Origin of the sequence: Heterorhizobium halophytocola, from assembly GCF_017873095.1 — a bacterium.
In the GTDB taxonomy this organism is placed as follows: domain Bacteria; phylum Pseudomonadota; class Alphaproteobacteria; order Rhizobiales; family Rhizobiaceae; genus Allorhizobium; species Allorhizobium halophytocola.
Map to the genome: position 1 here is coordinate 49,221 of NZ_JAGGJU010000008.1, position 25,082 is coordinate 74,302.

At 63.9% G+C, this 25,082-nt stretch carries 22 protein-coding genes; 7 read left to right on the forward strand and 15 right to left on the reverse strand.

What is annotated here, in order from left to right:
- Window positions 1-4: 4 nt before the first annotated feature.
- Both J2Z17_RS14905 and argH read right to left on the reverse strand, forming a co-directional pair.
- Window positions 5-871, reverse strand: coding sequence for an amino acid ABC transporter permease (locus J2Z17_RS14905; RefSeq protein ID WP_209946423.1), 867 nt, complete (start codon window positions 869-871; stop codon window positions 5-7).
- Window positions 868-2,334: an argininosuccinate lyase gene (argH, locus tag J2Z17_RS14910; protein ID WP_209946424.1), complete on the reverse strand. Its 1,467-nt coding sequence runs from the start codon at window positions 2,332-2,334 to the stop codon at window positions 868-870. The genes J2Z17_RS14905 and argH overlap by 4 nt, the downstream gene beginning before the upstream one ends.
- Window positions 2,335-2,517: 183 nt before the next feature.
- On the opposite strand from argH, the gene J2Z17_RS14915 reads away from it, so the two are divergent.
- Window positions 2,518-3,417, forward strand: coding sequence for a LysR substrate-binding domain-containing protein (locus tag J2Z17_RS14915; protein ID WP_209946425.1), 900 nt, complete (start codon window positions 2,518-2,520; stop codon window positions 3,415-3,417).
- A gap of 6 nt (window positions 3,418-3,423) precedes the next feature.
- Here the strand turns inward: J2Z17_RS14915 and J2Z17_RS14920 are convergent, their stop codons facing one another.
- Window positions 3,424-4,395 carry a LysR substrate-binding domain-containing protein gene (locus J2Z17_RS14920; RefSeq protein ID WP_209946426.1) on the reverse strand — a complete coding sequence of 324 codons (972 nt, stop codon included), beginning with the start codon at window positions 4,393-4,395 and terminating at the stop codon, window positions 3,424-3,426.
- Between the two features lie 155 nt (window positions 4,396-4,550).
- Here J2Z17_RS14920 and J2Z17_RS14925 point away from each other — a divergent pair, with 155 nt between their 5' ends.
- From J2Z17_RS14925 to J2Z17_RS14935, 3 genes are all read left to right on the forward strand, one after another.
- Window positions 4,551-5,963: an FAD-binding oxidoreductase gene (locus J2Z17_RS14925; RefSeq protein ID WP_209946427.1), complete on the forward strand. Its 1,413-nt coding sequence runs from the start codon at window positions 4,551-4,553 to the stop codon at window positions 5,961-5,963.
- A 5-nt stretch (window positions 5,964-5,968) separates the two neighbouring features.
- Window positions 5,969-7,141, forward strand: a complete 1,173-nt coding sequence (locus J2Z17_RS14930; protein ID WP_209946639.1) for an aminotransferase — start codon at window positions 5,969-5,971, stop codon at window positions 7,139-7,141.
- A 106-nt stretch (window positions 7,142-7,247) separates the two neighbouring features.
- Window positions 7,248-8,630, forward strand: a complete 1,383-nt coding sequence (locus J2Z17_RS14935; RefSeq protein WP_209946428.1) for an aminotransferase family protein — start codon at window positions 7,248-7,250, stop codon at window positions 8,628-8,630.
- Window positions 8,631-8,716: 86 nt separating this feature from the next.
- Here J2Z17_RS14935 and J2Z17_RS14940 read toward each other — a convergent pair whose 3' ends face one another.
- The 12 genes from J2Z17_RS14940 to denD all read right to left on the reverse strand — a co-directional run bounded on the left by J2Z17_RS14940 (window position 8,717) and on the right by denD (window position 21,366).
- Window positions 8,717-9,475, reverse strand: a complete 759-nt coding sequence (locus J2Z17_RS14940) for an SDR family NAD(P)-dependent oxidoreductase (protein WP_209946429.1) — start codon at window positions 9,473-9,475, stop codon at window positions 8,717-8,719.
- Window positions 9,476-9,491: 16 nt separating this feature from the next.
- Window positions 9,492-10,235: a sulfite exporter TauE/SafE family protein gene (locus tag J2Z17_RS14945; protein WP_209946430.1), complete on the reverse strand. Its 744-nt coding sequence runs from the start codon at window positions 10,233-10,235 to the stop codon at window positions 9,492-9,494.
- A gap of 147 nt (window positions 10,236-10,382) precedes the next feature.
- Window positions 10,383-11,498 carry an anhydro-N-acetylmuramic acid kinase gene (locus J2Z17_RS14950; RefSeq protein ID WP_209946431.1) on the reverse strand — a complete coding sequence of 372 codons (1,116 nt, stop codon included), beginning with the start codon at window positions 11,496-11,498 and terminating at the stop codon, window positions 10,383-10,385.
- A gap of 239 nt (window positions 11,499-11,737) precedes the next feature.
- Window positions 11,738-12,244 (reverse strand): peptide-methionine (S)-S-oxide reductase MsrA, encoded by a 507-nt coding sequence (gene msrA / locus J2Z17_RS14955; RefSeq protein WP_209946432.1) that lies wholly within the window; start codon window positions 12,242-12,244, stop codon window positions 11,738-11,740.
- 134 nt (window positions 12,245-12,378) lie between these two features.
- Window positions 12,379-13,434: a sn-glycerol-3-phosphate import ATP-binding protein UgpC gene (locus J2Z17_RS14960; RefSeq protein ID WP_209946433.1), complete on the reverse strand. Its 1,056-nt coding sequence runs from the start codon at window positions 13,432-13,434 to the stop codon at window positions 12,379-12,381.
- A complete protein-coding gene (gene ugpE / locus J2Z17_RS14965; RefSeq protein WP_209946434.1) occupies window positions 13,434-14,282 on the reverse strand; it encodes a sn-glycerol-3-phosphate ABC transporter permease UgpE in 849 nt (282 codons plus the stop codon). Before ugpE ends, J2Z17_RS14960 begins: the two co-directional genes overlap by 1 nt.
- A gap of 9 nt (window positions 14,283-14,291) precedes the next feature.
- Complete coding sequence (ugpA, locus tag J2Z17_RS14970) at window positions 14,292-15,173, reverse strand: sn-glycerol-3-phosphate ABC transporter permease UgpA (protein ID WP_209946435.1); 882 nt, start codon at window positions 15,171-15,173, stop codon at window positions 14,292-14,294.
- An 87-nt stretch (window positions 15,174-15,260) separates the two neighbouring features.
- Entirely contained in the window at window positions 15,261-16,565 is a 1,305-nt protein-coding gene (gene ugpB / locus J2Z17_RS14975) for a sn-glycerol-3-phosphate ABC transporter substrate-binding protein UgpB (protein WP_209946436.1), read from the reverse strand.
- Window positions 16,566-16,715: 150 nt separating this feature from the next.
- The gene (locus J2Z17_RS14980; RefSeq protein WP_209946437.1) at window positions 16,716-17,522 is read right to left on the reverse strand and encodes an inositol monophosphatase family protein; all 807 of its coding nucleotides are present in this window, start codon (window positions 17,520-17,522) and stop codon (window positions 16,716-16,718) included.
- A gap of 159 nt (window positions 17,523-17,681) precedes the next feature.
- Window positions 17,682-19,466 carry an IlvD/Edd family dehydratase gene (locus J2Z17_RS14985; protein ID WP_209946438.1) on the reverse strand — a complete coding sequence of 595 codons (1,785 nt, stop codon included), beginning with the start codon at window positions 19,464-19,466 and terminating at the stop codon, window positions 17,682-17,684.
- Window positions 19,463-20,386 (reverse strand): NAD(P)-dependent oxidoreductase, encoded by a 924-nt coding sequence (locus tag J2Z17_RS14990; RefSeq protein ID WP_245224131.1) that lies wholly within the window; start codon window positions 20,384-20,386, stop codon window positions 19,463-19,465. The genes J2Z17_RS14985 and J2Z17_RS14990 overlap by 4 nt, the downstream gene beginning before the upstream one ends.
- The gene (gene denD, locus J2Z17_RS14995) at window positions 20,383-21,366 is read right to left on the reverse strand and encodes a D-erythronate dehydrogenase (RefSeq protein WP_209946439.1); all 984 of its coding nucleotides are present in this window, start codon (window positions 21,364-21,366) and stop codon (window positions 20,383-20,385) included. Before denD ends, J2Z17_RS14990 begins: the two co-directional genes overlap by 4 nt.
- Before the next feature lie 150 nt (window positions 21,367-21,516).
- Between denD and J2Z17_RS15000 the strand changes: the two genes are divergently transcribed.
- From J2Z17_RS15000 to J2Z17_RS15010, 3 genes are all read left to right on the forward strand, one after another.
- Complete coding sequence (locus J2Z17_RS15000; protein WP_209946440.1) at window positions 21,517-22,956, forward strand: FAD-binding oxidoreductase; 1,440 nt, start codon at window positions 21,517-21,519, stop codon at window positions 22,954-22,956.
- 41 nt (window positions 22,957-22,997) lie between these two features.
- Window positions 22,998-23,705, forward strand: coding sequence for a FadR/GntR family transcriptional regulator (locus J2Z17_RS15005; protein ID WP_209946441.1), 708 nt, complete (start codon window positions 22,998-23,000; stop codon window positions 23,703-23,705).
- A 237-nt stretch (window positions 23,706-23,942) separates the two neighbouring features.
- Complete coding sequence (locus tag J2Z17_RS15010) at window positions 23,943-25,073, forward strand: fumarylacetoacetate hydrolase family protein (protein ID WP_209946640.1); 1,131 nt, start codon at window positions 23,943-23,945, stop codon at window positions 25,071-25,073.
- Window positions 25,074-25,082: the final 9 nt, after the last annotated feature.

A 25,082-nucleotide genomic window follows, 5' to 3' on the forward strand; every position in this document is an offset into this window, starting at 1 on the left:
TCCATCATGCCGCCGCCGTGATCGACTTCGAGCCGCGCCCGAAATAGCGTTCGACATAATGCTGGCCGATCGACAGCACGGAGACGACCACCAGATACCAGAAGCTTGCGACCAGGAGCAGTTCGAGGACGCGCGCATTGGCGTAGTAGATCACCTGGGCATTGTGCAGAACTTCGGAATACTGGATGACGCTGGCAAGCGAGGTCAGCTTGACCATGCCGATCACCTCGTTGCCGATCGGCGGCACCATGACCCGCATGGCCTGCGGCAGCACGATCCGGCGCAGCATCTTCATATGCGTCATGCCGATCGATTTGGCGGCCTCGTACTGCCCGCTGTCGACGGACAGCAGGCCGCTGCGCACGACTTCGGACGTATAGGCGCCCTGCGAGATGCCGAGCCCCAGCATGGCCGCGACGAAGGGCGTCATGACATCGACCGTGCGCCATTCGAACAGGCCGGGAATGCCGAGCGTCGGGAAGATCAGCGCCAGATTGAACCAGAGCATCAGCTGCACCAGCGCCGGCGCCCCGCGGAAGATCCACACATAGCCGACGGCAATCGACGACAGCACCGGATTGCCGGAGATCCGCATGATGGCAATGAGAACGCCGAGCACGATACCAAGCGCCATGGCCGCCACCGTCATCACCAGGGTATTGCCGATACCGGCGATGATGACCGGGGCGAACAGGAACTGTCCGACATAACCCCATTCGATCTGGCCGACGCTGAAGGCCCGGATGAGGGCGGCAATCAGCAGAAGTACCGCGGCCGCCGAGATCGTGCGGCCGACATGCCGCTTGGGCACCAGGGTCAGATGGGCGATTTCATATTTGCCGGTCTCGCCGGCGCTTGCTGTCCCTGTCATCGGGCGGCAGGCTCCTCGTTTGCGGGAAGGCCGGCGACAAAGGCGGTGCCGCTCAAGGAGGTCCCGGCAAAGTCGCGGCATAGGTCGAGTGCCTGGCCGAACCGTTCGATCTGTTCGCGCACCCGATCCGGCGCAGTGGAGCCGTATCCGGTGCGGCTGGCAAGGGCCTTTTCCAGTGTCAGCGCATCCAGCATCTCAGCCGTTAGCCGGCTATCGATCTTCGGAAGATCGTCCGGCGTCAGGCCTTCGAGGTCATGGCCCCTTTCCTCGCAATAGCGCACAACGCTGCCGGTGATTTCGTGGGCCTGGGCAAAGGGGATATCCTGGCCAACCAGCCAGTCGGCCACTTCGGTGGCGAGCGTGAAACCGCGGGGGGCTTCGGCGCGCAGCTTGTCGACCTGGAAGTCGAGGGTTTCGACCATGCCGGCAAAGGCCGGCAGGATCAGTTGCAGCACGTCGATGGTCTCGAACAGCGACCGCTTGTCTTCGGCAAGGTCGCGATTATAGGCAAGCGGCATGGCCTTCATGGTGGCCAGGAAGCCGGCGACATTGCCGATCAGCGTGCCGGACATGCCGCGGGTGAGCTCGGCGATATCCGGGTTCTTCTTCTGCGGCATGATCGACGAGCCGGTCGAATAGGAATCATGCAGTTTTACCCAGCTGAACTGCTTGGAACTCCAGATGCAGATTTCCTCGGCGATGCGCGACAGATCGACCGTTGTCAGCGAGCAGATGAACAGGAATTCTGCCACGAGATCGCGCGAGGCCACGGCATCGATCGAGTTTTCGCAAGCCGCCGAATAGCCGAGTTCCACCGCCGACAGATCCGGACGGCAGGCGATGCCGGAGCCGGCAAGCGCCGCGGCACCGAGCGGCGAGCGGTCAAAGCGTCGGTCGAAATCCTGGAAACGCTGCAGGTCGCGCAGCAGTGACTGGGCGTGGGCCATCAGGTGGTGGCCAAGCACGATCGGCTGGGCCGGCTGCAGATGGGTAAAGCCCGGCATCACGGTCTCGACATGCGCCGATGCCTGCAGGCGCAGCGCCTCCTCGACGGCGATGATGCCGGCCGAAAGCTCGCGCGCCATGCGGCGCAGATAGAGCCGTGTGTTGTTGGCCGTCTGGTCGTTGCGCGAGCGGCCGGCGCGCAGCTTGCCACCCATCGCGCCGAGCCGCGCCATCAACAGGCGTTCGAGAAAGGTGTGCACATCCTCGTCGCCGGCGATCGGCGTTTCCCGGCCGGCGGCGATGTCGGCCTCGATTTCGTCGAGCGTATTGCGGATGGCGGCAAACTCGGCCGCATCCAGCACACCGGCACGCAAGAGCTCGGAGGCATGCGCCCGCGATCCGGCGACGTCCTCGCGGTAGAGCCTGAAATAGGAGGCAGGGGCACGGGAAAGATTGGCGAGGGCTTCTGAAGGGCCGGACTTGAAACGTCCACCCCACAACTGTGTCGGCTCGGGCATGGCATATTCCACTGACTAAACTTTCAGCGAAGCTTGCATGTGCTCAAAACATGGACAAGCGAAGATATTTCCCGGGGGTATGACGAAAACGACTAGGGTGCTAGATTGCATCAGCAGGGAAATTTTGGGGCAGCGATGAAAAGAGCCGTGGCGAGCTCATCAGCCTTGCCCAGGGAGAACAGCATGGTATCCGGCATGCCATTGCCGTCGATGACGGCGCTCAGGGTGCTTCTGGCCGTTGCCGAGCGCGGCTCGACGAGTGCCGCGGCGGCCAGCACCAACCTGTCGCAGAGCGCAGTGTCCAAGCAGTTGATCGCATTCGAGAAACTGATCGGCAGCCCGGCCTTTTCGCGTACGCCACGCGGCATGGTGGCGACCGAGGTCGGCGCGATCTATATCGAGCATGCCCGCATGGCGCTGAAGGCTATGGAAGATGCCATGCTGAAGGTGGCGCGGCTGAAGCCCGGCCCCCGGGTCCTGCGGTTGCAGGTTCCACCGATCCTCGGCGACCGTTGGCTGCTGCCGCGATTTGCCGAGTTCACCGAAGCCCATCCCGATATCGAGGTGCAGTTCACCACGTTTGTGTCTCCCACCCAGTCGGAGGTGCCGGACGGCATCTTCCGTTTCGTCATCGAACCGCCGGCCGGCGAGGTGGCGCATTTCCTGTTCGGGCGCGACGTCCTGCTCGTCAGCGCCCCGTCCTACTGGGCAAAGCATGGCTCTCCCGAGACGGTCGAGGAGGCCGCCGGCGGCGAGATGCTCGAACACCCGCAGACAGCCCTTCACTGGCAGCATTTTGCCGAAAGCCGGGGGCGGGCCGGACTGCCGGTGCGCCACACGACGCGCTTCGGCTATTATACCATGGTCATCCGCGCGGCCCTTGCCGGGCAGGGCATGGCGCTGATGCCGCGGGGACTGATTGTCGAGGATCTCGCCGCCGGCCGCCTCGTCAATCCGGCCGGCCTTTCCTACCGCAGTGCCTATGGCTACTGGTTCGCCAGGCCGGACCTGCCGGAGGTCAGCCAATCCATGCAGGTCTTCGAAAGCTGGCTGCTGAAGGTCGCTGCCGAGATCGCCGAATGAGGCCTGTCAGCCGCTTGATGCGGTCTCCGTCTCGCTTTCCGGCCGGCGGCGCAGCATATGCCGGGCGGACAGCCGCGGGTCATGGGGGGCCGCCGCTTCCAGCGTTGCAAAAAGCCAGTCGATGAACACCCGGGCGATCATCGTGCCCTGCACCTCCTCACGCGCCGCGATGTAGAAGGCTTCGTTGGCCGGCACTGCCAGATTGAACGGCACGACCAGATCGCCGCTGTCGATCAGCCCGCGTGCGGTGATGCTGTCGCCCATGGCGATCCCGAGCCCGTGCAGGGCCGCTTCGGTCGCCAGCCGCGCATCGCCCATGAAATGCTGCCGATCCTTGTCGATGAAGCCCCGGGCGTCGATGGCCGTCAGCCAGGTGGTCCATTCCTGCCCGTCCGCGTCCGCATGCAACAGCACATGGTCCCGCAGATCGCGCAGGTTTCGCAAGGGTCGGCTGTTGAGCATGGTCGGGCTGGCGACGGGGAAGAATTCGAGCGAACTCCAAAGCCGCGCCCAGCAATCCGGCCATTTGCCATTGCCGTAGAGCACGCAGAGATCGACGGCCGGATTGCTGATATTGGCCGCATCGTTGGAGGATATCAGCGTCAAGCGGATATCGGGGAACTGGCGCACGAATTCCCCGATGCGCGGCATCAGCCAGAAGGACATCAGCGCCGGGATGCAGGCAACCGTCAGCGTGCCACTGGTCGTTGGACGGGTCAGCCGCGCGGTGGCCGTGGCGATCTCGGTGAAGGCGGATGACACGGACGGCAGCAATTGCGCACCCTGCGGGGTCAGCTTGATCCGCTGCCCGCCGCGTTCGAACAGGCTGACGCCGAGGGTTGCCTCCAGGCTCTTGATCTGGTGGCTGATGGCGCCGTGGGTGACATTGAGTTCCTGTGCCGCGAGCGAGACCGAGCCGTGACGGGCCGCCGCCTCGAAGGCGCGCAGCGGGTTCAGCGGGGGCAGACGACGCACCATCCGGGAAAGGAGCCTTGTTAGTTATTTTCACAGGAACGGCTATAACAATATCAATTGCATTGCAATGACGTGACCTGCCATGATGGCTGCCAACCGTCGGCGAATGGCCGATCGTGCTCCCGATGGCCCTTTGCGGCTCGACCTAAGACGAACCGATGACCGACACGCTCCAGATTGCATTGGATGAACTCGCGGCATGCCTCGGTCCCGCCGGCTATCTTTCGGGGGACGATCGCCCCATGCGCAACCGCGCGGATGCAAGCGTCGGCGATCCTGTCGAACCGCTCGCGGTACTGCGCCCCGCCGACACGGCGCAGGTTGCCGCCGCCATGGCGATCTGTGCACGCCACCGCCTGCCGGTAACCGTGCAGGGCGGGTTGACGGGGCTTTGCGGCGGTGCGACGCCGACGGCCGGCAGCCTCGCCATGTCGATGGAGCGAATGCGCCGGATCGAGGAGGTCGATCCCGTCTCGATGACCATAACGGCCGAGGCTGGCGCAACCTTGCAGTCCCTGCAGCAGGCGGCCGATGCGCAGGGTCTTCTCTGCCCTGTCGATCTCGGCGCGCGCGGCACTTGCGCGATCGGCGGCAATGTCGCGACCAATGCCGGCGGCAACCGCGTGCTGCGCTACGGCATGACGCGCCAGTCGGTGCTCGGGCTGGAAGTGGTGCTGGCCGACGGCACGGTGATCTCCAGTCTCGGCAAGATGCTGAAGAACAATGCCGGCTATGATCTGAAGCAGGTGTTCATCGGCTCGGAAGGCACGCTCGGAATCGTCACCCGCGTGGTGCTGGCGCTTGTGCCGAAGCCCGCCTGGACCGGTCTTGCCATGGTGGCGACACGGGATTTCGACGCGGCCATGGCATGCCTGATCGAGGCGCGCCGCAGCCTCGGGCCCGCACTGTCCGCCTTCGAGGTGATGTGGCCGGATTACTGGCGGATGGTAACACAGAACGTTCCTGGCTGCCGGGATCCGTTCGAGGCGGGCCATGGCTTCTATTTCCTGGTCGAGGTCGGCGGGCCGGATGGCGCGCGCGAGGAAGAGGCGTTCAAGGCATTCCTGCAGGGCGCCTTCGAAGCCGGCCTGATCGAGGACGCGGTGGTGGCGCAGTCGCTCGCGGACATGGAGCGGCTCTGGTCGATCCGCGACGCCAGCGCCGAGATCGAGCCGGTCCTGGGGGACCACGAAAGCTTCGACGTCTCGATGTCGCCGGCGGTGCTCGGCGCTTTCGTCGAGGATGTGCGCGCGACCCTTTCAAAGACCCTTCCGGAGGCCCGTGCGGTGTTCTTCGGCCATGCGGCGGACGGCAATATCCACGTCATGGCCTCGGCGCCCGGCGGCACGGCCGCTATCCGGCATCGCGTCGAAGAGATCGTCTACGACCGCACGCGCTGGTATTCCGGCAGCATTTCCGCCGAGCACGGCATCGGCAGTCTCAAGCGCAACTGGCTGTCCTGGTCCCGTTCCAAGCCCGAAATCGCCCTGATGCGGCGGCTGAAGGCAGCACTCGACCCGGACGGTCTGCTCAATCCCGGCAAAGTCTTGCCCCCAGAGGTGACCTCATGAACGACATGCCCGCACACGTCCGCGTCAACCCGCTGGTCGAACGGCTCGCCCCGCCGCCGATCCCCGCCGTGCAAGCCTTCCTGCGCCGCTATGACGGCAGTGCCGGTCCGGTGATCGACCTGTCCCAGGCGGTGCCGGGCTATCCGCCACATCCCGATCTCCTGGGCTGGCTGGCGGACGCGGCCGGCCGCCGGGATCTATGCGGCTATGGCGATATCCAGGGGGAGCCGGTGCTGAGGAAAGCCTATGCGGCAGACGTCAACAGCGCCTATTCCGCAAATGTCGACGCGCGCCAGGTGCAGATCACGGCCGGCGGCAATCAGGCCTTTTTCGCGCTGGCGCTGGCCCTGCTGAAGCCCGGCGACGATGTTATCGTCATCCGACCCTATTATTTCAATCACGAGATGACCCTGCGCATGCTGGGCGTCGGGGTCACACTGGTCGATGCGGATCCCGAAGAGGGGTTTTCACCTGTCGCCGCGCGTGTCGAGGCGGCGATCGGCGCCAATACCCGCGCCGTCTTCGTTGTCACCCCGAACAATCCGACCGGGGCGGTATACAGCCCGGAGCGGCTGGACGAACTCTACGAGGCCTGCAGGCGCCACGGCGTCGTGCTGGTCGCCGACGAAACCTACCGCGATTTCCTGCCGCCCGAATTGCCTGCCCCCCATGCACTGTTCGGCAAGCCGGACTGGCAGAGCCATTTTGTCCACCTCTACAGCTTCTCCAAGGTGTTCTGCGTTCCGGGCCACCGGCTCGGAGCTCTCGTCTGCGGGGCAGAGGTCATGGAACAACTGGCAAAGGTCATGGACAATCTGCAGATCTGCGCTCCGCGCCCGGCGCAGCATGCCGTCGCTCTTGCTCTCGGCGCCCTGTCCGCCTGGCGTGAGGGCAACCGCCAGATCATTGATGCGCGTCGGCAGGCCTTCATCCACGCGATTGCGGCCCGGCCCGGCTGGCAGATCACCTCGATCGGCGCCTATTTCGCCTATCTGCGCCATCCTTTCGGCGAAGAGGGTGCGATGGCGGTGACCGAAAGGCTGGCCAGCGAATACGGCATCCTGATGCTGCCGGGCACCTGCTTCGGCGACAACCAGCAGGGCTATCTGCGGGCAGCCTTTGCCAATGCCGATGTGGAAGTCATCCGCACGCTCGCAACCCGGTTGCCGACGCCGTGACTGGGCGGTCCAGACCACGGATTTCAGGGTGCCAGCGGATTTTGCCAAGTCACAATCGGCGACCCCTGTGGTATCGGGAGATCTACCGCTATTGCAGGAGATCATGATGGATACTGCCCTTCAGTCCAACGACATTCGCGACGTGATCGAAGCGGACAGGGCCCATGTCTGGCATCATATGAGCCAGCACAAGCCCTATGAGACCGTCGATCCGAAGATCTATATCGAAGGCAAGGGCATGCGCGTCTGGGATGCTGCGGGCCGCGAATACCTCGATGCGGTCTCGGGCGGGGTGTGGACCGTAAATGTCGGCTTCGGCCGGGAAAGCATTGCCGATGCGGTGCGCGACCAGCTTGTGAAGCTCAACTATTTCGCCAATTCCGCCGGCTCCGTGCCCGGCGCCCTGTTCGCCGAAAAGCTGATCTCGAAAATGCCCGGCATGAGCCGCGTCTACTATTCGAACTCGGGCTCGGAGGCCAACGAGAAGGTGTTCAAGATGGTGCGCCAGATGGCCCATCGTCACCATGGCGGCAACAAGTGGAAGATCCTCTACCGCGAGCGCGATTATCACGGCACGACCCTGGCGACGCTGGCCGCTGCCGGCCAGCCGCAGCGGCGCGAACAATATGGCCCGATGCCGCCCGGTTTCGTCGAGGTGCCGCATTGCCTGGAATATCGTGGACAGTATGGCGATATCGACAATTACGGCGAGCGCGCTGCCGACGCGATCGAGGCGGTGATCCTGCGCGAAGGCCCTGACACGGTCGGGCTGCTCTGCCTCGAGCCGGTCACCGCCGGCGGTGGCGTCATCGTGCCGCCCAAGGGATACTGGGACCGCGTGCAGGAGATCTGCAGGCGCTACGACGTGCTGCTCCACATCGACGAGGTCGTCTGCGGCGTCGGGCGCACCGGCAAATGGTTCGGCTACCAGCATTTCGGCGTCGAGCCGGATTTCGTCACCATGGCCAAGGGCGTGGCCTCGGGCTATGCCGCGATTTCCTGCACCGTGACGACCGAGAAGATCTTCAACCTGTTCAAGGACGACCCGTCCGATCCGATGTCCTTCTTCCGCGACATCTCGACGTTTGGCGGCTGTGTCGCCGGACCGGCGGCCGCGCTGGAAAACATGCGGATCATCGAGGACGAGAACCTGCTGGAAAACGTGACGGCGATGGGCGAGCGGCTGCTGGCCAATCTGCGGGTCCTGCAAGAAAAACATCCGGTGATCGGCGAGGTTCGCGGCCTCGGGCTTTTCTGTGGCGCCGAACTGGTTGCCGACCGCTCCACCAAGCAACCGGTGACCGAGCCCGAGGTGCAGGCCGTGATTGCCGGCTGCCTGGCGGAAGGCGTGATCATCGGCGCCACCAACCGCTCGCTGCCGGGCCTGAACAACACGCTGTGCCTCAGCCCGGCGCTGATCGCCACGCCCACGGACATCGACGCCATTACCGCGGCGATCGACATCGCGCTCGCCAAGGTTTTCGGATAGGCAGCGTCGAGCCACAGCTTCAGAATGCAAAAAGCCCGGACGCGGCCAAGCGTCCGGGCTTTTCCGTGCATGCGTCCTTTAATGCATCATGCGTCTTCGCGATGCACCTGCAGCGGCGCCCAGGACTGGCTGACCGGCATGATCTCGACGCTGTTGATATTGACATGGGCGGGCAGCGAGGCGACCCAATAGATGGTTTCGGCGATGTCTTCCGGCTGCAGCGGATTGGCGCCCTTGTAGAGCTTGTCATAGGCCGCCTGGTCGCCGCCGGTGCGCACCAGGGTGAATTCGCTTTCCGACAGGCCGGGCTCGATCGAAGTGACGCGCACGCCGTGCTTCGACAGATCCGATCGCAGGCCGAAGGAGAACTGCTGGACGAAGGCCTTGGTGGCGCCATAGACATTGCCGCCCGGATAGGGCCAGTTCGACGCGATCGACGCGAGATTGACCACCAGCCCACGGCGGGCGATCAGGGTGTCGAGCGCCAGACGCGTCATCGTCACGAGACCGGTGACATTGGTGTCGATCATCGTCTTCCAGTCTGCAAGCTGCGCAGTGTCGGCCGGACCGGTGCCGAGGGCCAGCCCGGCATTGTTGATCAGTGCGTCGAAGCTCTTGAAGTCTTCCGGCAGCGAGGCGAGGGCGGCCCTGGTGGCGGCTTCGTCGCGAATGTCGAAGCAGAGCGCATGGGCGCGGACGGGACCGCCGAGTTCTTCGACCAGCGCATCCAGCCGCGCCTGCCGGCGCCCGGTCAGGACGACATTCCAGCCCTCCTTGACGAAGCGTTTTGCGATGGCTTTGCCGAAGCCTGCAGTGGCGCCGGTAATGAGTGCGACCTTGGACATGAGGGGGCCTTTCTGATCAGATGACGGTAAATGCGTGAACGGCTTCGATGAGGCCGACTGCGGCGACAAGCACCAGGCCGCCGACGCAGACGCGCTGCCAGACTGAGGCCGGCAACCGGCGGGACAGGAGGTGACCTGCGGCAAAGCCGAGCAGGGTGAGCGGGCAGTAGACCGCCAGCAGGGACATGAGGTTCGGATCTGAATGGCCGGTCAGCAGACGGCTTGCAAGGGCAAAGAGATCTACGACGCCGAAAAATACCGCCAGGGTGCCACGGATATGGGGCCGCTGCGTGCCGCCGGCCAGAAGCCAGGCGGCCACCAGCGGACCGCCGACCGCAAAAGCCGAAAGAAAGACGCCGACGACGAAGCCGATCACCAGTCCGAGCGAAGGGCGCGCCAGCCAGGCAGGTGGCTGGCGGATCATGGCGATGCCGGCCGCCAGCATGACGATCAGCGCCACCATCAGCCGCCCGATGTCGGGATCAAGGCGATGGGCGATCAGGTTACCGCAAAGGGCTCCGGCGATACCGGCTGCAAGCAGCAGTCTGGCCGCGTTCCAGTCCACCGACCCGTGCTTTCGATCCATCAGGATGAAGGCGGTCAGCATCAGATCGTTGACCAGGATGAACGGGACACTGGCGGATGGGGCAAAGCCCAGGGCGGCAAGGCCAAGGGCTGCCGCCAGCGCATAGCCGAAACCGGTGACGCCGCGAAAGGCGCCGGCGACCGCCGTCAGAACTCCGATTGCAAGCTGATCCATCTCTCTGCCCGGGCGTTGGAACCCGAACGGTTTCGCCAGCCCTATTCTATCGGGCAGGTACAAGCCGCGGACAGAGCCAGAGACAGTCGACCGCTGGGCCAGGCACGGTCGAGAGGCGATGCCGAGGCGGACCGGCGCCCGCTTGCCCTACCGGACGATGCGGCCGCCGGTCATCGGTTCGGCGACACCCGTCGTCGTCGGAAAGCTGATCGGCAGACCGCGCAGCCGGCGAACCGCGAGAAAGGCGAAGAGTTCGGCTTCGACAGCATCGCCGCGCCAGCCGAGATCGTCAGCGTTGACGGCTTCGACGCCTGCCCGTTGCCGGATCATCTCCATCAGCACGGGATTGTGTCGCCCGCCACCGCTGACGGCAAGCCGTGACGGGCGCGCGGGCAACAGGTCCAGCGCCTTGCCGACGGCCGAGGCGGTAAAGGCCGTCAGGGTCGCAGCACCATCCTCGGGCGAAAGACCGTCGGCCATGGACGCGGTGAAACTGAAGCGATCGAGCGATTTCGGATAGGGCGTCGTCATGTAGGCATGCTCCAGCAAGGCGGCCAGCCGTGCCTCATCCACCGCGCCTTGCCTGGCGAGCGCGCCGTCGCGGTCCATCTCGCCCAGCCCGTGCTGCTTCATCCAGTCGTTGATCGGCGCATTGGCTGGCCCTGTGTCGAAGGCGATCACCTGATGCTTGCCGTCGGTCCAGGTAATGTTGCCGACGCCGCCGAGATTGAGGATGGCGGCATCACCGACATTGCCGACGCTCTTCAAGAGCGCCGCATGATAGCTGGCTGCAAGCGGTGCGCCCTGGCCGCCGGCCGCGACATCGGCACTCCGGAAGTCATAGACGACCGGGATGCCGAGGATGGATTGCATCAGCCGACCATCGCCGAGCTGTCGGGTCGCGCCGATCCGCCCGGCGGTCGGTGCCCGGTGCAGCACCGTCTGGCCGTGAAATCCGACCGCGCCGATATCGCAATTGGTGAGCCCAGCCTGCTGGATCAGGTCGGCGACCGCCATGGCTTGGGCGCGGGTGATCCGTCCCTCGGCCTCGCGGAAGATCGCGGGCTCCGGCCCGCTGAAGTTCCATGCGCGCGCGGCCTGCAGCGTCTCCTCCAGCAGCCGTCGCACGTCATCGGCATAGGGCATGAGGGCATAGGTTCCGAAGGTCTGGATCCGTTCTCCATCGGTCTTCAGCAGTGCCACATCGATATTGCCGTCGAGGACGGTACCGGTCATCAGTCCAACTGCCCAGATCGGCTCCATGTCACGTCTCCTCACTTGCCGACACGCATTCGGTCTCTTCGGCTTCGCGCGTCCTCGGGGTAACGTCAAGCCGTGGCCGGTAAAAGGCCGGCCCGTGAAAGAGCACTAGAGGCCGCAGCATTGTGTCCTGCAAAAGGCGAAGAACGGTGCAGCCGGGCGTGGACACAGGTTGGCGCGATACGAAAAAGGCCACCGACCTCGAAGGATCGGTGGCCTATACTGCACGCCTGCCTGATGGATCAGGCGGCGCGGCGCGGCAGCTTCCAGTTCGGTCGGGGGAAATGGCAGGTGTAGCCGCTCGGATAGCGTTCCAGATAATCCTGGTGCTCCGGCTCGGCTTCCCAGAAATCGCCGACGGGCTCGACCTCGGTCACCACCTTGCCGGGCCAGAGGTTCGACGCATCGACATCCGCGATCGTGTCTTCCGCCACCTTCTTCTGCTCGTCGCTGGTGTAGTAGATCGCCGAGCGATAGCTCATGCCCCGGTCATTGCCCTGACGGTTCAGCGTGCTCGGATCGTGGATCTGAAAGAAGAATTCCAGGATGTCGCGGTAGCTGGTCTTTGCCGGGTCGAAGATAATCTCGATGCCTTCGGCATGGGTGCCGTGATTGCGATAGGTCGCATGTTCCACATCGCCGCCGGTATAACCGACCCGGGTGGAGACCACGCCGGGCATCCGGCGGATCAATTGCTGCATGCCCCAGAAGCATCCGCCCGCCAGGACTGCGCGTTCAGTCGTCGTCATGCCATCCTCCTTTGGGAAAAGTTTTCGTTCCCTGCATAGATAGGACGTCTGCCCGCGGGATCCAAACGTCCCGTGCAGAAGAAACACAGATGTGATCGACGACGCCAGGCCTGGAACCGCAACCGGCCCTGCTATCAGCTCCGTAGGCTGCGGCCGGCCGCGTCGAAAGGATGAAGCGAGGCCGCGCTCGCCCCGAGCGCCACCGACGTGCCGATCGGGATCTGGCTTCGTCCGGAAACCCGAAACAGGATGGGAAGCTGGCTGGCCGTCCTGGCGTGAACGTAGCTTTCGGCACCGACCAGTTCGATTGCCTCCACCGTTGCGTCGATCCTGAGCGCCTGATCGGCAGGCGCCTCGTCGATCAGGTGAAGGTCTTCCGGACGAACGCCGACCGTTGCGAGACCGGCCTGGCCGAAGGCGGCGTCGGACAATTGCATGGCTGCCTGCCCGGCCTGCACCGTAAGCAGGTTCATCGAGGGCGAGCCGATAAAGGTCGCGACGAAGGTGCTCGCGGGACGTTCGTAGAGTTCGATCGGGGTTCCCACCTGCTCGATCCGGCCGCCGTTCAGCACCACCAGCCGGTCGGCGAGCGTCATCGCCTCCATCTGGTCGTGGGTGACGTATACGCTGGTGGTCGCAAGCGAACGCTGCAGCCGCTTGATCTCCACCCGCATCTGGGTGCGCAGCTTGGCATCGAGATTGGAGAGCGGTTCGTCGAAGAGAAAGGCCGAGGGTTCCCGCACGATTGCCCGACCCATCGCCACGCGCTGGCGCTGACCGCCGGACAGCTGACGCGGCTTGCGGTCGAGATAGGGCGTGATCTCCAGCGCGGCGGCCGCCTCGCCGATGCGGCGTTCGATCTCGTCCTTCGGCGTGTTGCGGTTCTTCAGACCGTAGGCGAGATTCTGGCGCACCGTCATATGCGGATAGAGCGCATAGTTCTGGAACACCATGGCGATATCGCGCCCTGCCGGTTCGAGGTCGTTGACCACGCGGTCGCCGATGGAGATCTCGCCGGAGGTAATGCTCTCCAGCCCGGCGATCATCCGCAGCAGGGTGGACTTGCCGCAGCCGGACGGACCGACGAGCACCACCAGTTCGCCATCGGCAATGTCGAGCGATACGCCCTTGATCGCCTCGACATTGCCCGCATAGACCTTGCGAACCGCGTTCAGTCGAATTCCAGCCATTACTTTTCTGTCTCCACAAGACCTTTGACGAACCAGCGCTGCATCAGCACGACGACGAGGATGGGCGGGATGATCGCCAGGATCGCGGTGACCATCACATAGTTCCACGGGGTCGATGCATCGGCGAAATCGACCATCTTTCGCAGCCCGATGATGATCGTCGTCATCTGTGCATTGTTGGTGATGAGAAGCGGCCAGAGATACTGCGTCCAGCCGTAAATGAAGAGGATGACGAAGAGCGCCGCGATATTGGTGCGCGACAGCGGAAACAGGATGTCGCGCATGAACCGCAGCGGTCCGGCATTGTCGATACGCGCGGCCTCGACCAGTTCGCCGGGAATGGTCAGGAAAAACTGGCGAAACAGGAAGGTTGCCGTTGCCGAGGCCATCAGCGGCAGGGTGAGACCTGCATAGGTGTCGATCATGCCGAGATTCACGATCACCCGGTAGGTCGGCAGGATCCGCACCTCGACCGGCAGCATCAGGGTGATGAAGATCATCCAGAAGAAGCCCATCCGGAAGGGGAAACGGAAGAACACGATGGCAAAGGCCGAGAGGAAGGAAATCGCGATCTTGCCGACCGCGATCAGCACGGCCACGACGAAGGTGTTGAACAGCATGCGTTCCAGGCTTACGCCCACGACGCGCTCGACGCCGCCCGACAGCGCACTGCCGTAATTTTCCAGAAATTGGCTGCCCGGAAGCAGCGAGATCGGCGGACGCAGGATCTCGCTTGATGTCATCGTCGAGGCGACGAAGGTGTAGTAGATCGGGAAGGCGACAATGATGATGCCGATCGCCAGAAGCAGGTGGCCAAGGGGTGCCGCTATGGGTCGTTTTTCGATCATCCGGACACCTCAGGAATAATGCACGCGCTTCTCGACGAAGCGGAACTGGAAGGCGGTCAGCGCGATGACGATGACCATCAGCACGACGGACTGGGCGGCGGACGAACCGAGGTTCAGGTTGACGAAGCCGTCATTGTAGACCTTGTAGACCAGCGTTTCCGTGGCCTTGGCCGGTCCCCCGCCGGTGACGGCATGGATGATGCCGAAGGTGTCGAAGAAGGCATAGACGGTGTTGACCACCAGCAGGAAGAATGTGGTGGGCGCCAGCAGCGGAAAGACGATCGTCCAGAAACGCCGACTGCCGCGTGCCCCGTCGATGGCGGCAGCCTCGATCAGCGATTTCGGGATCGCCTGCAGGCCGGCGACAAAGAACAGGAAATTATAGCTCACCTGTTTCCAGGCGGCAGCGACGACGACCAGCAGCATGGCCTGGTTGCCATCGAGCACCGGATCCCAGTGGACACCGTTGCGGCGCAGCAGATAGGCAAGCGTGCCCATCGCCGGATTGAACATGAAGAGCCAGAGCATGCCGGCCACGGCCGGCGCCACGGCATAGGGCCAGATCAGCAGGGTGCGATAGAAAGTCTGGCCACGCACCACCTTGTCGGCGGCGGTTGCGAGCAGAAGTGCCACGCACATCGACAAAAGCGCGGTCGCCAGGCTGAAGACGACCGTCACCTGCAGCGAATGCAGATAGGTCGGATCGTTGAAGATCGCCTTGAAATTGGCAAGCGCCACGAACTTGGTCTTCAGGCCGAAGGCGTCCTCGCGCATGGTCGACTGGTACAGCGCCTGGCTTGCCGGCCAGAAGAAGAAAACGATCGTCAGGATGATCTGCGGGGCGACCAGCAGATAGGGCAGCAGCTTGTTGGGAAACACCACGCGTTGCATGGATGATCAGGCTCCTCTTGCGAAGGGATGCCGTCCGCAACCTGCAGCAGAGCAGGTGCGGACGGTTGAGCTTGGAACGTCAGAGGATCAGTTGTTGGCGGCCGCGATCGCTTCATTGGCACGGCTGACAGCCGCGTCGAGCGTCGTCTTGGCATCCTGGTCGCCGGCCAGCATCTTTTCGAACTCCTCGTTCAGGATGTCCCGCACCTGCGGCAGGTTGACGAGCCGGACGCCCTTGGAGTTTTCCGTCGGCGCCTTGCCGAGCATCTGCTGGATCGGGGTCTCACGGCCGGGATTCTTGTCGTAGAAGCCGGACTTCTTGGTTTCCTCATAGGCTGCCATCGTCACCGGCAGATAGCCGGAAACCTGGTGCAGGCGGGCCTGGATGTCGGTCTGCGAGAGGAAATGGAAGAATTCCGCAATCCCCTTGTACTCGGCGTCCGACTTGCCGCCGAACACCCAGAGGCTGGCGCCGCCCGGAATGGTGTTCTGCGGGCCGTGACCCTCATAATAGGGCAACTGGCCGATGCCGTAATTCATGCCGCTCTTGGCAATGTCGCCGAGACCGCCGGAGGATTCGGTGAGGATCCCGCATTCTCCCGACAAAAAGAGCTGCTTGGCCTCGGAGGTTCGCCCGCCATAGCGGAAAGCGCCATCCTTGGCGAGATCGGCGATATGCTGGAAGTGCTCGACATAGAGCGGCGAATTGATCTCGAGCTCGACATCGGTACCGCCGAGGCCGTTCTCCTTGGTGGCATAGGGCACATTGTTCCAGGCAGCGAAATTCTCCGTCTGGATCCAGGTGAGCCAGGTCGATGTCAGGCCGCAATTGGCCGCTCCGCTCGTCTTGATTTTCTCGGCCGCGTCAAAGACTTCGGGCCAGGTCTTCGGCGGTGTGTCGACATCGAGGCCCGCCTTCTGGAAGATGTCCTTGTTGTAATAGAGGATCGGCGAGGACGAGTTGTACGGAAACGACAGCATCGTGCCGTCGGGCTTGGAATAATAGGATACGATGCCGGGCAGATATTCCGACTTGTCGAACTTGTATCCGCCCTTTTCCAGCACTTCGGCGACTGGAACGACGGCGCCTTCGGCTGCCATCATCACGCCGCTGCCGGCATCGAAGACTTGGATGATCGCCGGCGGCTGCTTGGAGCGGAAGGCGGCGATGCCGGCATTCAGCGTTTCGGGATAGCTGCCCTTGAACACGGGCATGATTTTGTAGTCGCTCTGGCTGTCGTTGAATTCCTTGGCGAGCTGATCGACCACCTCGTTGTTGGCGCCGGTCATGGCGTGCCACCACTGCAGTTCGGTCGCGGCAAGGGCGTTGCCGGCAAAGGTCACGGAAAGCGCAATTGCGGCCGTCGACGCGGCCAAGAGACGTATGGACATGGTTCCTCCCACAGATTGCGAAGCGCATTGATGCGCCCCGGAATCCACCGCCCAAGCCCTCCTCGACCGAACGGTGGAATGATCACGCTATCAGATCCGCACCCGGTCTGGCGACGGGGTTACGACGTTGCATGCAACTTATTTCACGGGTTAAGCCTCGAACGCCGCGATCTTGCGCAGGTCTTCGAAGGCTCCGGGACCGGCAGCCAGCACCGGCGCGCCCTTTGTCAGGCGATCGCCCTGCGTGGGAAACGGATGGCAAAGCCCGCCGGCCTCTGCGACGAGGCAGAAGCCCGCCATGCAGTCCCAGGCATGCATATAGGGCTCGTAGTAACCGACCAGCCGACCTGCCGCGACATAGGCGAGCATCAGTGCACCCGAACCATTGCGGATGAAATTGCCGCCACCTTCCAGCAAACGCTCGACGATGCCGGCAACGACCTGCGGTGTCACATGGTTGTTGGCGCCGAGCCCGGTCACGGCATTGCGCACGCTGCGCGACGCGTCGAGCACCAGCGGCTTGCCGTTGAGCCTTGCGCCGTCGCCCTTCATCGCCGTGTAGAGCTCATCGAAGCAGGGCGCGAAAATGACGCCGATGACCGGATTGCCGTCCTGCAGCACGGCGATCGAGACGCACCAGCTCGGCATGCCGTTGACGAAGGGGCTGGTGCCGTCGATAGGATCGATCACCCAAGTGAAACCGGAACTGCCGCCTTCCAGGCCGTATTCCTCGCCGAGGATGCCATCCTCAGGAAACAGCCTGCCAATTTCCGTGCGAATCAGTTGCTCGACCTCGCGGTCGGCGATCGACACCACGTCATGTAGATCGCGCTTGGTCTCGACGGCAAGGTCGTCGCGCCGGTTGAAATAGCCGAGCGCCAGGGCGCCGGCCTTGGGCCCGAGGCTCGTAGCTGCGGCAAAACGTTCGCGGATCGCTGGTGCGGCGGTGTGTGGCATGAAGGCGTTCCCCGTTGGATCTGGCAGCAATGGTGAGCGCAATAGCGTGATCCGCAGGCGAAATCGAGATGGCGGTCTGTGGCCGGCCAGCTTTTTGCCCGCACACCGATGCCGGCCGGGATCTGCCATCCCTGCCGGCAACGGTGTCGGGCATGCGTGTCAGTGATTGTGCCGAGGCGGCGTCTTTGCGATCTGCCGGAATTGCTCGGCATCGCGGATCGTCGCACCATCGGCCAGCTGGGTGACCGTCTGGCGATAGAGCTTCTGCCAGGGCGTGGCGCTCGGGCGCATCGGCGGCAGACCGTCTGCCCGGCGGCGCTCGATTTCGCCGTCGTCCACCAGCATGTCGCAACGCCCTTGGTTGAAGTCGATGCGGATGGTGTCACCGGTCCTGACATAGGCAAGGCCGCCGCCGGCTGCACTTTCCGGCGCGGCGTTCAGGATCGACGGGCTGTCGGCCGTTCCCGATTGCCGGCCGTCGCCGATCGTCGGCAGGCTGACGATGCCGCGTTTCAGCAGGTGATCCGGCGGCTGCATGTTGACGACTTCGGCAGAGCCCGGCCAGCCGAGCGGACCGGCGCCGCGGATCACCAGAATGGTGCGCTCGTCGATCCCGAGCGCGGGATCGTTGATCCGCGCGTGATAGTCTTCCGAACCGTCGAAGACGACCGCCTTGCCCTCGAAAATGCCTTCCCGGCCTTGTTCGGAGAGATAGCGGCGGCGAAAGTCTTCGGAGACCACGCTCATCTTCATGATGGCGAAATCGAAGAGATTGCCCTTCAGTACGAGGAATCCTGCCCGTTCCTTCAGTGGTTCGGCAAACGGCTTGATCACCTCGCGGTCGGTCGATTCGCGGTCCTTCAGATTGTCCGCCATGGTCTGGCCCGTGACGGTTGGCACGCTGCCGTCCAGCTTGTTGGCTTGCAGCAGCTCCCACATGATGGCCGGCACACCGCCGGCGCGGTGGAAGCGTTCGCCGAGATAGGCGCCAGCCGGCTGGACATTGGCCAAAAGCGGAATGTCGTAGCCCTCCGTCTGCCAGTCGTCGGGAAACAGTTCGACGCCTGCATGTTTGGCCATGGCCATCAGATGCGGCTGCGCATTGGTGGACCCGCCGATCGCGGAATTGACCCGGATGGCATTGAGGAAGGCGGCCCGCGTCAGGATGTCGGACGGCTTGATGTCGTCGATCACGAGTTCGACCGCCCGCAGCCCGGTGCGATAGGCCATCTGCCCGCGTTCGCGATAGGCGGCGGGAATGGCGGCGCAGCCGGTGAGCGACATGCCGAGCGCCTCGGCCATGGCATTCATCGTCGAGGCCGTGCCCATGGTGTTGCAATGACCGATCGAGGGGGCGGAATCGAGCGCGGCTTCGAGAAATTCCTCGCGGCTGATTTCGCCGGCGGCAAACTTGCGCCGCGAACGCCAGATCACCGTGCCGGAGCCGACGAGATCGCCGTCATGCCAGCCGTCCAGCATCGGGCCGCCGGAAAAGACGATCGCCGGAATATCGACCGTCGAGGCAGCCATCAGCGCCGAAGGCGTAGTCTTGTCGCAGCCGGTGGTCAGCACGACGCCGTCGAGCGGATAGCCGTAGAGGATCTCGACAAGGCCGAGATAGGCAAGGTTGCGGTCGAGCGCCGCCGTCGGGCGCTTGCAGTTTTCGAAGAGTGGATGGGTGGGAAATTCGATCGGAATGCCGCCGGCATCGCGAATGCCGTCGCGAAGCCGCTTGGCGAGTTCCAGATGGTGGCGGTTGCAGGGATTGATGTCGCTGCCCGACTGGGCGATGCCGATGATCGGCTTGCCGCCGCGCAGCTCCTCCGGCGTGACGCCGGAATTCATGAAGCGCTCGAGATAGAGCGCCGTCAGGTCCAGATGATCCGGATTGTCGAACCAGTCCTGCGAGCGCAAGCGGCGCGGGATTTTGCCGGCCTCGGTCATGGCTGTGTCTCCGGTTTGGCGCGTCCATTGATCTTTTCGAGATGCAGCAGCAGGCCGCTGTGATCCACCTCGCCATGGCCGTCGGCCACGAATTGCTCGAATGCGCTGCGGACCTCTTCGGTCAACGGAAGCGACAGGCCGAAGGCATCGGCCATGTCCTTGACGGCATCGAGATCCTTCAGTTGCAGGCGCGAGAGGCCGCCCGGCGCAAAGGCGCGGTCGACCATGCGCTTGCCGTGCAGTTCCAGGATCCGGCTTTCGGCAAAGCCGCCGCGAATGGCGTCGCGGAATTTCGCCCGGCTGGCACCCCCTGCCTGCACCAGCATCATGGCTTCGGCAACGGCCCCGATGGTGACAGCGACGATCTGCTGGTTGGCAAGCTTGCAGATCTGGCCCGCGCCGGATGGCCCGACATGGGTGACGCGACCAAGTGCCGCGAAGACATCCGCAAGGCTGTCGACGATCTCCGCCTTGCCGCCCGCCATGATCGCCAGCGTGCCGGCCTCGGCCCCGACCACGCCGCCCGATACCGGGGCATCGAGATGCTCGACCTGGATCTTCGCAAGCTTGCCGGAATGATCCTTGGCGATCGGCGGGGCAATCGAGGATGTATCGATGACGATGCATCCGGGCTTCAGGGCCTCCGCCACGCCGCCTTCAAACAGCACGGCACTCACCGCCTTGCCGTCGGACAGCATGGTGAAGACGATGTCGGCCTCCTTGACGGCCTCGGCGGCACGGGCTGCGGGTTTGCCGCCGCTTGCCCGCAATGGCTCGGCCTTTGCCGGGTCGCGGTTCCAGACGGTGACGTCGAAACCCGCTTCCAGCAGGCGCCGTGCCATGGGGGCGCCCATCAGGCCGGTGCCGAGAAAGGCGATCCGGCGTGTCCTGGGGGGCTCGGTCGAAGCGGTCTCGGTCAAAGCGTGCCTCCCATCTCGTCCTCGATATGCGCCTTGATGATCTCGTCGAACGAGCTCTCGGAGGTGAAGCCGAGGTCGCGCGACCGTTTGGCCTCGAAACCCGGTGCCCAGCCGGCGACCATCTTCATGATCATCGGATCGGGCTCGCGGCGGATCAGGGCGACAGCCTTGTCGCCGGCTACACGCCGCAGCGCCTCGATCTGCTCACCGACGGTTGCACTCACACCCGGCATCGACAGATTACGCCGCGGGCCGACCGTGTCGAGGTCGATTGTCGCGGCATGCAGCAGAAAGCCGACGGCCGAGCGCGGCGAGGTGTGCCAGTGGCGTACGTCGTCACCGACCGGCAACACGGCTTCCTCGCCCTTCAGCGGCTCGCGCAGGATGTTGGAAAAGAACCCGGACGCAGCCTTGTTCGGCTTGCCGGGGCGAATGCAGATGGTCGGCAGGCGAATGCCGATGCCGTCGAAATAGCCCTTGCGCGAATAGTCCGACAGCAGCAGTTCGGAGATCGCCTTCTGCGTGCCGTAGCTGGTCAGCGGTGTCGTGTGGAATTCGTCCGGTATCGGATAGGGCAGGGGCGCCCCGAATACGGCGATCGAGGAGGCGAACACGACGCGCGGCGTATAGCCGTCCTCTTCATGGGCCTTGCGGATCGCCTCGAACAGATAGCGCGTCCCGTCGAGATTGATCCGGTAGCCCTTTTCGAAATCGAGTTCGGCTTCACCCGACACGATCGCCGCCAGGTGGAAAATGATGTCGGGACGCGTGGCGACAAGCGCTTCCGCTTCGCCGGGCGCCGAAAGGTCCGCCGTTTCCAGCAGGGCCTTGCCGGTAAAGTTTGCCGGGGCTTCCGGCGGAACGACATCGACCAGGGTCATTGTCTCGACGGGCTTTCCGTCCAGCCGTGTTTCGCTTGCAAGACGCTCGGCCAGCCGACGACCGACCATGCCGGCGCCGCCGATGATCAGGATATGCATAAGGTCTCCTCCCATTTCCCTGTCTTCTCGAATGCATGACCGAAAAAACATTTGTAGGGTTGTCTGATAACCTTATATGTTCGATTTGAAAAGCATAGTATGAATGCCGAAACGTCCTTCAGGGCGAATGAATGATCTGGGGAGGATCGCATGCAGGCGAAAAATGGCGCCGCTGTCGCCGGGCTCGCAGAGGCTCTTGCGGCGCGGCTTGGCGTAGACTGCGTCCTGACCGGCGACGAAATGTCGACCTATTGCCGCGACTGGCACGGCGATGTGACAAGCGGTGCGGTGGCGGTCCTGCGGCCGCGCGACACGCAAGGTGTCGCCGATGCCGTCAGAGCCTGCGCCGAACTCGACCTTCAGATCGTGCCCCAGGGCGGCAATACCGGGCTGGTGCTCGGCGCCGTGCCGGATGCGCCGGAGCGTCAGGTCGTGCTCAGCCTCGAACGGATGAAAACTGTGCGCAATATCGACGCGGACGATTTTTCCGCCGTCGTCGAAGCCGGCGCCATCCTCTCGGAGTTCAAGGACAAGGTCGAAGAGCAGGGGATGTTCTTTCCGCTGGCGCTCGGCGCACAGGGCTCCTGCCGCATCGGCGGCAACGTCTCGACCAATGCCGGCGGGATCAATGTTCTGCGCTATGGCATGACCCGCGAGCTGGTGCTTGGCCTGGAGGTGGTCCTGCCCGACGGCAGCATCTTCGACGGCATTTCGACCTTGCGCAAGGACAACCGCGGGCTGGATCTGAAGCAGCTCTTCATCGGCGCGGAAGGCACGCTCGGCATCGTCACGGCCGTTGCGGTCAAGCTGGTGCCGCTGCCGGAAAAGGTCTCGACCGCACTTCTCGGGCTGAACAGCCTCGAGGATGCGATCACGCTATACCGCCGCGCCCGGCGGGAGTGCTGCGATCTTCTCTCGGCCTTCGAATTCATGCCGCCGATCGCCTTCACCCTGGCCAAGGAAGCCATGCCCGATCTTCCCGAGCCGATCGCGACCGACTACCCGGCCTATGTGCTGATGGAGATTTCCGGCTCCGGCCTCGTCGACATCGACGCGCTGATGGAGGCTTTCCTCGAAGGCGTGCTCGGCGACGGGCTTGTGGTCGATGGCGCGGTCGCCACCTCCACCGCCCAGGCGCGAAATCTCTGGCTCGTGCGCGAGGGCATGAACGAGGGGCAGGCGAAACGCGGCCCGCATCTGCGCACCGATGTCTCGGTGCCGCTCTCCAGGCTTGCGGACTTCGTGGCCGATGCGGAAGCGGCGGTGAAGGCCGAACTGCCCGACTGCATCAGCGTTTCCTACGGCCATGTCGGCGACGGCAATGTGCATCTGAACGTGTTGCCGCCCGCCGGCGCGGACCGTGCGGTGATCGATCGGAAAATCTATGAGGCCAAGCAGGTCGTCAATGCCGTGCTGGACCGCTATCACGGCTCGATCAGTGCCGAGCACGGCATCGGCCGGTTGAAGCGTGGTGATTTCACCACGCGGCTCTCGCCGGTGCGTCACCAGATGCTGAAGGCGATCAAGCAGGCGATCGACCCCAGGCACATGATGAATCCGGGTTGCCAATTGAACTTCGACACGGAGTAGGACAAAACCGGTCGGTCACGAGGGGGAAGTCAGACGCAAAAATGGCAATCGATTTTGGCCAGATTCGTCGAAGCGAACATCTGCCGGCCCGTATCGCCGCGCAGATCGCCCGCGACATTGCCGAGGGAAAGCTGAAGCCGGGCGATCGTTTGCCGACCGAGCACTTCCTCTCCAAGGCGCTGGGCGTCAGCCGCTCCGTCGTGCGCGAGGCCATAGCGCAATTGCGCAATGAAGGCTTGGTCGAGACCCGCCAGGGTGTCGGCGCCTTTGTCACCGAGCCGATGGCGCGGCCGATCCGCATCGAGCAGACCGACCTTTACGACCGCGAGAGCTTTCGCGATCTCTTCCAGTTGCGCGTGCCGCTGGAAGTCGAGGCGGCGGGGCTTGCCGCTCTCAATCACACGGCGGAGGATATTCAGCAGCTGGACACGGCGCTGGCCCACATGACCGGCGCCGCGAAATGGACGGAGGAAGGCATCATTGCCGATCTGGCTTTCCACCGCGCGGTTGCGGCCGCCACGGGCAACAGCTATTTCACGCTCTTCATCGGCTTTGTCGCGGAGCGGATCAGCCTGGCGATCAACGCGGCGCGGGCGACCGCCGTTCTGGAGGAGATCGTCGAGATCACCATTGCCGAGCATCTGGCCGTGCGCGATGCGATCGCCGGCGGCGACATGGCTAAGGCCCGCGAGGCGATGCGGCGTCACCTGGAGGGCGCAACATCGCGCCTGAACCTGGAGCTGCCGTGAATTCGACGGCGGCTGTGCGGCGGCGCCGGACCCGATCGGTGGCTGCTGCGTCTGCGGATGTCGTCGGGAGAAGAGTTACGCGGGAATTCGCGTATGGACATTGGAGCGGAACTCGGACTACAACACGGTCCGGAGGTTGTCAGACATCCTGACAAGAGGGGTAGGCGTAGGAGCGTCTATCCTGGAAATACAAGGGAGGAGTACCTTTTGCAGGCCAGAAATGCGCTCAATGCCGCGATGATTTTGCCGCAGGACGCCGCCCGTGCCTTGCTTGTCGGCCGTGTCTGGTCGAAGGCCGCGGCTGGCCCATGTCCTGTGCTGATCCGGGACGGTCACGTCTTCGACCTGTCGCATCTGGCACCGACCACCTCCTCGCTGCTGGAACTCGACAATCTCGCGGACCGCCTGAAATCTCTCGAACAGAGCGTCGACCTTGGTCCGCTCGACGATTTTCTCTCGGGCGATGCCGGCAACCTGCTGGCGCCGATCGACCTGCAGGCGATCAAGGCCGCCGGCGTCACCTTTGCCGGCAGCATGCTGGAACGCGTCATCGAGGAGCAGGCCAAGGGCGACAGCTCGCGGGCAAGTGCGGTGCGCGAAAAGCTTGCGCCGGTGCTTGGCGACAGCCTGAAGGGCGTCGTCGCCGGCTCGGACCAGGCCGCCGAACTGAAGATCGTCCTCCAGGAAATGGGCCTCTGGTCGCAATATCTCGAGGTCGGCATCGGCCCGGATGCGGAGATCTTCACCAAGTCGCAGCCGATGTCGGCGGTCGGCTGCGGTGCCAGGGTCGGCATTCACCCGATGTCGGAATGGAACAATCCGGAGCCGGAAGTGGTGCTTGCGGTGCGCTCGGATGGCGTGATCGTCGGTGCCACGCTCGGCAACGACGTCAATCTGCGCGATGTCGAGGGACGCTCGGCCCTGCTGCTGGGCAAGGCGAAGGACAACAATGCCTCCTGCGCCATCGGCCCGTTCATCCGCCTGCTGGACGACACTTTCACGCTGTCCGATGTCGGCCGGCTGACGGTCTCGCTCCATGTCGAGGGCGAAGACGATTTCGACATGGCGGGCGAAAGCCCGATGCAGGCGATCAGCCGCTCGCCGGAAAACCTCGTCGGTCAGATGCGCAATCGCAACCATCAATATCCCGATGGCGCCGTGCTGTTTCTCGGCACCATGTTCGCGCCGGTCAAGGACAGGCGCGGCGCAGGGCAGGGCTTCACCCACGAGATCGGCGATCGCGTCGAGATTTCCACGCCAAGCCTTGGCCGTCTGGTCAACTGGGTCGATCGATCGGATGCCTGTCCCGAATGGACCTTCGGCATCACCGCCCTGATCCGCAATCTCACCCAACGCGGCCTGCTTTAGGAGGAAAGA